The organism is Halorubrum sp. Hd13, from assembly GCF_002252755.1.
Taxonomy (GTDB): domain Archaea; phylum Halobacteriota; class Halobacteria; order Halobacteriales; family Haloferacaceae; genus Halorubrum.
Genome location: NZ_NHOY01000086.1, coordinates 1 through 9,703 on the forward strand (window position 1 = coordinate 1; position 9,703 = coordinate 9,703).

The 9,703-nt window shown below is 71.2% G+C and carries 10 protein-coding genes; 5 read left to right on the plus strand and 5 right to left on the minus strand.

Annotated features, from left to right (window positions below; all coding sequences use genetic code 11):
* Positions 1-295: 295 nt before the first annotated feature.
* Together DJ81_RS11255 and DJ81_RS11260 are read left to right on the plus strand one after the other, a co-directional pair.
* On the plus strand, positions 296-571 hold the full coding sequence (locus DJ81_RS11255; RefSeq protein WP_094523274.1) for a PadR family transcriptional regulator: 276 nt from the start codon (positions 296-298) through the stop codon (positions 569-571).
* A gap of 130 nt (positions 572-701) precedes the next feature.
* Positions 702-2,042: an aminotransferase class III-fold pyridoxal phosphate-dependent enzyme gene (locus DJ81_RS11260; protein ID WP_094526877.1), complete on the plus strand. Its 1,341-nt coding sequence runs from the start codon at positions 702-704 to the stop codon at positions 2,040-2,042.
* Positions 2,043-2,050: 8 nt separating this feature from the next.
* On the opposite strand, the gene DJ81_RS11265 is transcribed toward DJ81_RS11260, so the two are convergent.
* The gene (locus tag DJ81_RS11265; protein ID WP_094589787.1) at positions 2,051-2,749 is read right to left on the minus strand and encodes a non-canonical purine NTP pyrophosphatase; all 699 of its coding nucleotides are present in this window, start codon (positions 2,747-2,749) and stop codon (positions 2,051-2,053) included.
* Positions 2,750-2,866: 117 nt separating this feature from the next.
* On the opposite strand from DJ81_RS11265, the gene DJ81_RS11270 reads away from it, so the two are divergent.
* From DJ81_RS11270 to DJ81_RS11280, 3 genes are all read left to right on the plus strand, one after another.
* On the plus strand, positions 2,867-3,283 hold the full coding sequence (locus DJ81_RS11270) for an SHOCT domain-containing protein (protein ID WP_094523987.1): 417 nt from the start codon (positions 2,867-2,869) through the stop codon (positions 3,281-3,283).
* Between the two features lie 183 nt (positions 3,284-3,466).
* Positions 3,467-4,792 carry a 5'-deoxyadenosine deaminase gene (locus tag DJ81_RS11275; protein WP_094589789.1) on the plus strand — a complete coding sequence of 442 codons (1,326 nt, stop codon included), beginning with the start codon at positions 3,467-3,469 and terminating at the stop codon, positions 4,790-4,792.
* Positions 4,793-4,922: 130 nt separating this feature from the next.
* Positions 4,923-6,074: a DUF4382 domain-containing protein gene (locus tag DJ81_RS11280; RefSeq protein WP_094589791.1), complete on the plus strand. Its 1,152-nt coding sequence runs from the start codon at positions 4,923-4,925 to the stop codon at positions 6,072-6,074.
* Between the two features lie 74 nt (positions 6,075-6,148).
* On the opposite strand, the gene DJ81_RS11285 is transcribed toward DJ81_RS11280, so the two are convergent.
* From DJ81_RS11285 to hemC, 4 genes are all read right to left on the minus strand, one after another.
* Positions 6,149-6,550 carry a hypothetical protein gene (locus DJ81_RS11285; protein ID WP_094523984.1) on the minus strand — a complete coding sequence of 134 codons (402 nt, stop codon included), beginning with the start codon at positions 6,548-6,550 and terminating at the stop codon, positions 6,149-6,151.
* Positions 6,551-6,708: 158 nt separating this feature from the next.
* Positions 6,709-7,413, minus strand: coding sequence for a uroporphyrinogen-III synthase (locus DJ81_RS11290; protein ID WP_249269126.1), 705 nt, complete (start codon positions 7,411-7,413; stop codon positions 6,709-6,711).
* 116 nt (positions 7,414-7,529) lie between these two features.
* Positions 7,530-8,342, minus strand: coding sequence for a uroporphyrinogen-III C-methyltransferase (gene cobA / locus DJ81_RS11295; RefSeq protein WP_094558245.1), 813 nt, complete (start codon positions 8,340-8,342; stop codon positions 7,530-7,532).
* Positions 8,335-9,513: a hydroxymethylbilane synthase gene (gene hemC / locus DJ81_RS11300; RefSeq protein ID WP_094523981.1), complete on the minus strand. Its 1,179-nt coding sequence runs from the start codon at positions 9,511-9,513 to the stop codon at positions 8,335-8,337. The genes cobA and hemC overlap by 8 nt, the downstream gene beginning before the upstream one ends.
* Positions 9,514-9,703 lie beyond the last annotated feature (190 nt).

Here is a 9,703-nt window from a genome sequence, read left to right on the forward strand (position 1 = left end):
CCGACCCCACCGCCCGCCGAGTCCATCGCCCGCCGAGTCTAAGATCCGCCGAGTCTAGCGTCCGTCGGCCCTCGACTCCGGCGATCGACCCGACTCATCCGTCGCTCCGATCCGACATATCAAATCCCGGATCCTCGGTCGGCGGGCCGATTCGGACCCGATCCGGTGGGTCGTAGTTGTCCGACTGACACGACGAAACCGGAAATATCGAGTGACTGCGGGGGTCGAACCGCTGATCGATGCCGTTTATAACGGTATATTTATTTATTTAGAACGGCAATGTCCGGTCAGTTGCATGTACGACCTCACGGGTTTTCAGCGTGACCTGCTCTACGTGATCGCCGGCCTGGACGAGCCCCACGGGCTCGCGATCAAAGAGGAGCTGGAGGACTACTACGAGAAAGAGATCCACCACGGCCGGCTCTACCCCAACCTCGACACGCTCGTCGAGAAGGGCCTCGTCGAGAAGGGCCAGCGGGACCGGCGCACGAACTACTACACCCTGACCCGCCGCGGCCGACGCGAGATCGAGGCCCGGACGGAGTGGGAGACCGAGTACGTCGACCACTGAGCGGTCGGTTCCGTCTCCGCGGTCCCTCCCTCTCGCCTCTCTCTCCCCGCGCCGCGAGCCGCGGTTGGATGTTTCTCCAACGACCGCCGAATCGCCCCGGATTTATTCCATCCGCGTGCCACGCGTCACCATGGATCGCCACACGGCCACGCCCGACGTCACGGACCTCCCGGGCGATCGCGCGCGGGAGTGGGTCGACTACCACCACGAGTCGGCCGCGCCGAGCACGTACGTCTACGAGTTCGTCTGGGACCGCACCGCGCCCGCCGAGGGCCCGTTCTGCACCGACGTCGACGGCAACGTCCTCATGGACTTCACGAGCCACGTCGCCGCCGCGCCGCTCGGGTACAACAACCCGAAGATCATGGAACCGCTCGCGGAGTTCGACCTGGTCGACCCGCTGAAGATCGCGGGTCAGGACTTCTACGTCGCCGGCGGCGAGTCGCCCGGCGACGGGCTCCCGGGCTCGTCCGGGCTGATGGAGCGGCTCACCGAGGTCACCGACCACTACGACATGGACACCGTCTTCCTCTCGAACTCCGGGGCCGAGGCGGTCGAGAACGCGATCAAGATCGCGTACGACGACTCCGGCGGCGCCAAGCACGCGATCACCTTCGACGGCGCGTTCCACGGGCGGACGCTCGGCGCGCTCTCGCTCAACCGGTCCAAATCCGTTTACCGCCGGGAGTTCCCGGAGATAAGCGGTGTCCACGACGCCCCGTTCTGCGACGACCGGACCTGCACCCCGGAGACCTGCTCGTGCGGCTTCTTCGTCGACGGCGTCTCTCGGCTCCGGGAGAAGCTCGACCCCGAGCGCGGTCACATCGACCCTGACGACGTGGCGTACCTCATCTTGGAGCCGATCCAGGGCGAGGGCGGCTACCGGTTCCCCTCCGAGGCGTTCACCGACGAGGTCGCCGCCCTCGTCGACGAGCACGACATCACCCTGATCGCCGACGAGATCCAGTCCGGCGTCGGTCGCACCGGCGAGATGTGGGGGTCCGACCACTACGCGCTCGAACCGGACGTGATCTCCAGCGCCAAGGGGCTCCGCGTCGGCGCGACGGTCTCCCGCTCGGACGTGTTCCCCGAGGAGAAGAGTCGGCTCTCGTCGACGTGGGGCGCCGGCGACGTGATCGCCTCCGCGCAGGGCGCGCTCACGCTCGACGCCATCCGGGAGTACGACCTCATGGACAACGCCACGGTCCGGGGCCGACAGTTCAAGGAGACGATCCGCGACGCCGACCTCCCGGGCGTGACCGACGTCCGCGGGAAGGGACTGATGCTCGCGCTCGACTTCGACTCGAAGGAGCGCCGCGACGCGGTCCAGAAGGGCGCGTTCTCCCGCGGGCTGCTCACGCTGGCGTGCGGCCACGACGTGCTCCGGATCCTGCCGCCGCTCGACGTCACCGAACGCGAGATCGACCTCGGCTGTGACCTGTTGGCCGCCGCCATCGCCGAAACGGCCTGAACGACGCGTTACCGGTCCGCGTACCACTCCGCGAACTTCTCTAACGCCCGCCCCCGGTGTGACACCGCGTTCTTCCGGTCGGTGTCCATCTCGGCGAACGTCTCGCCGTCGTGTTCGAAGATCGGGTCGTAGCCGAAGCCGCCGTCGCCGCGCGGCGCCACGATCCGCCCGGGGACGTACCCCTCGAACAGCTTGACCGGGAGCGCGTCGGTCGATTCGCCCGCGCCGTCGGCGTTCGATTCGCCCGCGCCGTCGCCGTCCGATTCGCCCGCCCCGTCGTCAGCAACCCCCTCCCCGTCCGGTCCGGCCGCGGCGGCCGCGTCTCGGTCGCCCCGGTCGACGGGGTCCGGGCTCGCGGCGAACCCCTCGCCGTCGCAGTAGCCGAGCGTGCAGCGGAACGCGGCCCGGCGGTCGTCGAGGCCGGCGGCGATCTCGTGGACGCGCTCGACCCCGAGCGTCTCCTCCACGTACGAGGAGTACGGACCGGGGAACCCGTCGAGCCCCTCAACGAACAGCCCCGCGTCGTCGACGAGCACCGGCTCGCCCGCGTGGCGGTACGCCTCCCGCGCGCCCCGCGCGGCGATCGGCCCGAGCCCGTCGGCCTGGATCTCCGTGTAGTCGAAGTCGAGTCGCTCCACCGAGCCGTCCGGCAGGTACCGCTCCGCCTCGCGCACTTTCCCGGGGTTCGTCGTCACGTATCTGAGCACGGATCCGGCTGGGGGCGGCCGAAACGAATAGCCGTCGGTCGCGGGCGCCGCCGCGGTCGACCCGCTCGGCGGACCGCCGGCAGTACGCTTTTGTTGATTCGTCGGAATCTCCCGCGTATGTCCCTCCCGACGTTCGAGAAAAAGCGGCTGATAGGGCTCGTCGCGGTCCTCTCGTTCGGGCTCACCTCGCTGTTCGCCGTCCTCCTCCCGGGGGCGTTGGGGCCGCTGATCCCCGCCACGTTCATCCTCGGCTTCTTCGTGATCATCCCGCTCGTGCTGCTGCTCGGCGAGGACTTCCCGCTCGTCGAGTCCGGGGACGCGGCCGGTGCGTCGGCCGCGACGACCGCGGCGGCCGGGGATCCCCTGGAGACGCTCCGCGAGCGGTACGCCACCGGCGAGATCGGCGAGGAGGAGTTCGAGCGCCGGCTCGACCGACTGCTGGAGACCGAGGATCTGAAGGGGCGAATCGACGCCGACGCCGCGGACCGACGCGACTCCCGCGACCGTCGCGAGCGCGAGACGGAACTGGAGTAGCGGACGGGAGAACGCGGCGTCGACCGCTCCGTCGGTCGCCGTCGCTCGCCGCCGACCCGCGACCAGCGCCGCCGATCCGCGCCGCTCGCCGCCGACCCGCGACCAGCGCCGCCGACCCGCGACCAGCGCCGCCGACCCGCGAAGGACACCCTCTTAAGAATCGACCATCAGGAACGGACGGACATGTTGATCGCCGGAACCGTCATCGCCGATCCGGAGACCGTCGTCCCCGACGGCGCGGTCGTCGTCGAGGGCGCGACGATCGCCGCGGTCGGCGCCGCCGCCGCCCTCCGCGAGGAGTACCCCGACCACGAGCGCCGCGAGGTCGACCTCGTCGCGCCCGGGTTGATCGGGGGCCACGTGCACTCGGTGCAGTCGCTCGGCCGGGGGATCGCCGACGACGCCGCCCTGCTCGACTGGCTGTTCGACGCCGTGCTCCCGATGGAGGCCGCGATGGACGCCGAGGCGACCCGCGCCGCCGCCGAGCTCGGGTACCTCGAATGCCTCGAGAGCGGGACGACGACCGTCGTCGACCACCTCTCCGTCAACCACGCGGAGCAGGCGTTCGAGGCCGCGATAGACACGGGGATCCGCGCGCGGCTCGGGAAGGTGCTGATGGACCGGGACTCCCCGGACGGACTCTTAGAGGACACGGACGCCGCGCTCGCCGAGAGCGAGGCGCTCGTCGAGGAGTACCACGGCGCCGCCGGCGGTCGGATCCGGTACGCGGTCACCCCCCGGTTCGCCGTCACCTGCACGGAGGCGTGCCTGCGGGGCTGCCGCGAGCTCGCCGACCGCCACGAGGGCGTGACGATCCACACCCACGCCAGCGAGAACGAGGACGAGATCGAGACCGTTGAGGCCGACACGGGCAAGCGGAACGTCCTGTGGCTCGACGAGGTCGGGCTCACGGGACCGGACGTGACGCTCGCCCACTGCGTCCACACAGACGAGCGCGAGCGAGAGGTGCTCGCCGAGACCGACACGGTCGTCACCCACTGCCCCTCCTCGAACATGAAGCTCGCCTCCGGAGTCGCCCCGGTCCACGACTACCTCGACCGGGGGATCGCGGTCGCGCTCGGCAACGACGGCCCGCCCTGCAACAACACGCTCGACCCGTTCACCGAGATGCGGCAGGCGAGCCTCCTCGGGAAGGTCGACGCGCGCGACCCGACCCGGCTCCCCGCCGCGACCGTGTTGGAGATGGCGACGACGAACGGCGCGCGCGCCGCCGGCTTCGACCGACTCGGCGCCCTTCGAGAGGGCCACCGGGCCGACGTGATCGGGCTCACCACCGACCGGACGCGCGCCACGCCGATCCACGACCCGCTCTCGCATCTCGTGTACGCCGCTCACGGCGACGACGTGGTCTTCACGATGGTCGACGGCGAGGTCCGGTACGAGGGCGGCGAGCACGTCGGGACCGACGCCGACGCGGTCCGCGAGCGCGCGACCCGACAGGCGAAGCGCGTGGTCGACGAAGCGGGCATCGACACGGCCGATCCGTGAACGGTCGCTCAGACGTCTCTCGTCGGTGTCTATCCGGCTAATCCAGACGATTGAAAGCGGTTTGATCCGCATTAATTCGGGCTGAGAATCTCCGTTATATACCCGTCCGGGGCGCGTAGGGCGAATCACCATGACGGACCGACCGCGGACGACAGGCGACGACCGCTCTCAGGACACCCCCGCCGACGGCTTCGGACGACGTGAGTTCGTGGCGCTCGGCGCGGGCGCGAGCGCGACGCTACTCGCCGGCTGCGCCGGCGACGGTGCGCTCCCCTCGTCGGACGGCTCGGACGGCTCGGACGGCTCCGACGGCTCGGACGGCTCCGACGGGTCGCAGACGCTCACCGGTAATTTCCGGCTCCTCATCAGCGACGCGCCGGCCGACATCGGCGACTTCGATCAACTGAACGTCACCCTCGACGAGGCTCGGATCTTCGAGGCACGGGACGAGGACGACGACGAAGACGATGACGACGAGGACGCGGAGCCCGACGAAGAAGAGACAGAGGGCGAGGACGACGGCTCCGAACAGGCCGGGAACGCGACCGAAGCGGAGAACGACTCGCCGAACGGAACCGCGGACGAGGACGACGAGGAAGGCGATGCGGAGGACGACGTGGAAGGCGATGCGGAGGACGACGAGGAAGGCGATGCGGAGGACGACGAGGAAGGCGATGCGGAGGACGACGGGAACGAAGACGAGGAGGACGACGAAGACGGAGACGCGGAGGAGCGCGGCTTCACCGTCGTCGACCTCGACGGCGCCACTGTCGACCTCACGCGGGTGATCGAGGAGGACGCTATGGCCGTGTTCGACGGTGAAATTCCGGCGGGAAGCTACGAGAAGATCGAGCTCTCCGTCTCCGCCGTCGAGGGGATCGTCGACGGCGGGGAAGTCGACGTGAAGCTCCCGAGCGAGAAGCTCCGGATCACGAACGGGTTCGAGGTCACGCCCGACGAACCAGTCAGCTTCGTCTTCGACATCAACGTCGTCAGGCGCGGTCCGAACAACGGCTACATCCTCAAACCCGTGATCTCCGGGAGCGGGGTCGCGGGCCGGGACGTCGACGTCAACGAGATCGACGACGATGACGACGAGGACGAATCCGACGACGACGCCGAGGAAGCGGACGGGTCGGACGGCGACGAGGACGAATCCGCCGCCGACGCCGAGGAAGCGGACGGGTCGGACGGCGACGAGGACGGGTCCGACGGCGACGGCGCCGCCGAAAACGAAACCGACGGTGCCGGAAACGAGACCGCCGCCGGCAGCGACAGCTAACCGCGGTACAGCGATTCGGGCAAGGCCGGCGTCGCTCGAACCGGCACCGGCTTCTATTTGAAACGAGGACCCGCCTACGACGACGTCTCGGCGGAAGGGACGGCGGTCGACGGACGCTTCGCCCACTCCAGCGCGGGGTCGGTGTCGTTGAACGCCTCGGTGTCGACCCCTTCGACGTCGATAGTCCGCTTGAGGTAGCGGCGCTTCGAGCGCTCGCCGACGACGGCGAACCGGTCCACGCCGCGGGCGACGGCGATCTGGGCCGACTCCCGGAGCGCCCGCCGCCCGGCGTCGGAGCAGGGCCGGCTCGTCCGCACGAGGATCACGACGGCGTCGACCGCGCGGTCGGCGGTGACCGTCCGCCACCGATCGAGCAGCGCCTCGCTGTCGGCGGGGCTAAGCCCCGTTCCGTGTGGGAACTCGACGACTAGCACCTCGTCGTCGGTCCGCAGCGACCAGCGCTCGCTCGGTTGCATGTCATTGCTTCTCACCTGTCGGATAATAAATGTGCGTTCCAAATTATCTGATCTGATTCCTTGCGACAGGGCGGACGCGGCGGATCGCGTCGGAAGCGCACCGAGCGACGGATTCTCGGCCGTGTGGTCGAAGCGAGCGAACGTATCGGTCCCGAGAACTATCGGTCCGGACCGACGTCACCGTCCGTCGCCGCCGCCACGACCGCCTCGGCGAGGGCCGCGAAGTCGGCGTCCCCCGGAACGACGTCGACGTCGATCCCGTGTTCCGCCGCCGTCTCCGCGGTCGGCGGGCCGATCGCGCCCACGGTCGCGTCGTCGAGGCCGGCGATCGCCGCCTCGCGGATCCCCCGCTCGTCGGCGGCCTCGAGGAAGTGAGTCACCGTGAGCGACGAGGTGAACGCGGCGGCGTCGAGGTCGCCCGCGGCGGCCCGCTCGGCGGACTCGCCCGCCCCCTCCGGCCGTGTCAGCCGGTACAGCACCGTCTCGTTGACCGTCGCGTCGGCGTCGCGGAGGCCCTCGATCAGCACGTCGCTGCCGTGGTCCGAGCGGGCCACCTCGACGGCCTCGCCGGCGACGCGCCCGGAGAGCGCCTCGACCAGCCCCGCCGAGGTGTACTCGTCGGGGACGACGTCGACGGTCCAGCCGGCCTCGCGCGCCGCGGCGGCGGTCGCGGGGCCGATGGCGACGAGCGTCGCGTCGCCCGGCTCCCAGCCCGCCTCGGCCGCGAGCTCGACGCCGGTCTTGCTCGTGAGGACGACGTACGGCGCCGCGGCCGGCACCGCCCCCGTCGGGTCGACCGCGAGCATCGGGTCGGCGACCGGCTCGGCGCCGAGCGACTCCAGCAGCGCCGCGGCGTCGTCTATCCGCTCGTCGGCCGGGCGGAAGACGGCGACGCGGGGGGCGTCGTCGCGCCCGGCGGTCGCGTCGCGTTCGCCGGCCGCGGCGTCGCCCTCGCCGCCGCCGACCGCTCCGCGGTCGCTCACGCGTCGTCACCCCGCCCGCCGTCGTTTCGGAGGAACTCGACGACCCGGTCCCGGGCCGCGGCCACGTCGCCGATCACGGTGATCGCGGGCGGCTCGATCCCGGCCTCGTCGCGGACTTCGACGATCGAGTCGAGGGTGCCGGTCGCGACGCGCATCCCCGGCCACGTCGCGCGCTCGACCAGCGCGACGGGGGTGTCGCCGGCGAGCCCGGCGTCGCGGAGCTCGGCGGCGTACGCGGGCAGCTTGCCGACGCCCATCAGCACGACGATCGTCCCGCCGGTCGCGGCGAGCGCGTCCCAGTCGACCGCCGACTCCTCTTTCGTCGGGTCCTCGTGGCCCGTGACGAAGGAGACGGAGGAGGCGTGATCGCGGTGCGTCACCGGGATTCCGGCGACCGCGGGCCCCGCGATCGCCGAGGTGACGCCCGGGACGACCTCGAAGGGGACCCCGGCGTCGGCGAGGTGTTCGGCCTCCTCGCCGCCCCGGCCGAAGACGAACGGGTCGCCGCCCTTCAGTCGCACCACGGACTTCCCCTCGCGCGCCAGCTCGACGAGCCGACGGTTCGTGTACTCCTGCGGGGTCCACTCGCCGCCGGCGCGCTTGCCGACGTCCTCGCGCTTCTCGGCCGGGATCTCTCCGAGTATCTCCGGGCCGGGGAGCTTGTCGTGGAGGACCACGTCGGCCGACTCGATCAGCCGGGCGGCCTTCACGGTCAGCAGGTCCGGGTCGCCCGGGCCGGAGCCGACGAGGAAGACGGTGCCGAGGTCGGCCGCTTCGCCCGTCGTCGACGGGTCGACTCCCTCACTCATCGTCCGCCTCCTGCCGGGTCCCCTGGTCCACTTCGGCCTCCTCGCGGGCGGCGGCGATCAGGTCGGCCGCGCCACGGTCCGCCAGGTCCGCCGCGAACGACTCGGCCGCCTTCGCGTGCGACCGGATCGGGAGGTCGCGGGTGTCCGCCACCTCCTCGGTGCCGTCGGTAGAGAGCACGCGGACGCGGGTGTGGACGTGCTCGCCCTGCACGAGCGCCGAGACGCCGATGGGGGCGACGCAGCCGCCGTTGAGTTCCCCGAGGATCGTCCGCTCGACGGTGACCGCCACCCGGGTCCGGGGGTGGTCGACCGCGGAGCGCACGTCCTCGATCACGTCCGGGTCGGTCGCGGTCACCGCGATGGCGCCCTGGCCCGCCGCGGGAACGAACTCCTCGCGGGGAAGCCGGGTCGTGGGAATCTCGTGGAACAGGTCGGAGCGCCGGAGCCCTGCCTCCGCGAGGACGACGGCGTCGTACTCGGTTTCGACCTTCCGCTCCATCGCCGAGCGCTCCAGGTCGGAGAGCGAGTCGAACCACTCCTCGACGGTGCGGTCGAACTCCTCGTCGATCTCGGGGTCGTCGCTGTCGGCGTCCTCGGCGCCGTCTTCGGCGTCGTCAGCACCGCTCTCCTCGGCGGTCATCGCGCTCGCCTCGCCCGAGGCGATCAGCCGGCGCTCGTGTTCCGCCTGGAGGCCGGGCGCGAGCAGCTTCTCGATCCGGGTGTCGACGTTGCCGCGGAGCGGCTCGACGACGAGGTCCGGGCGCGCGGCTTTGAGCTGGGCGGTCCGCCGGAGCGAGCCCGTCCCGATCACCGCGCCCGAGGGCAGGTCATCGATCCCGACCCCGTCGGGGTGGACGAGCACGTCGCCCGAGGGCGCGCGCTCGGGGACGCCGGCGACGACCATGTCGTCCATCCCCTCGGTCGGCACGTCCTTCAGGGAGTGGACGGCGAGGTCGGCGTCGCCGCCGAGCACCTCCTCGTCGAGCGATCGGACGAAGGCGCCGGTCTTCCCGAGCCGGTGGATCAGCTCGTCGGGGATCTGGTCGCCGCGGGTCTCGACGCGGCGGAGTTCCACGTCGCGTCGGCGGCTCGACAACGCGTCGCGGACGGTCCCGGCCTGCCGGAGGGCGAGGTCCGACCCGCGCGTGGCGAGCCTGAGGGTCTCGGTCATACCTGACCGGACGGTCCCCGCGTTCAAAAGGGCATTAGTTCGGGCGTCGCGCCGGAACGCGGACGGAAGGAGAGCGCCGCCGCGACAATTTATAAACAGAACCGGCGTGCGCCTGCGAGCGGCCGTGAGGCCGCGAGCAGACCGCACGAGGGAGGTGGCGGTCCGGCGCGGCCCCGCCCGCGCCGGGCCG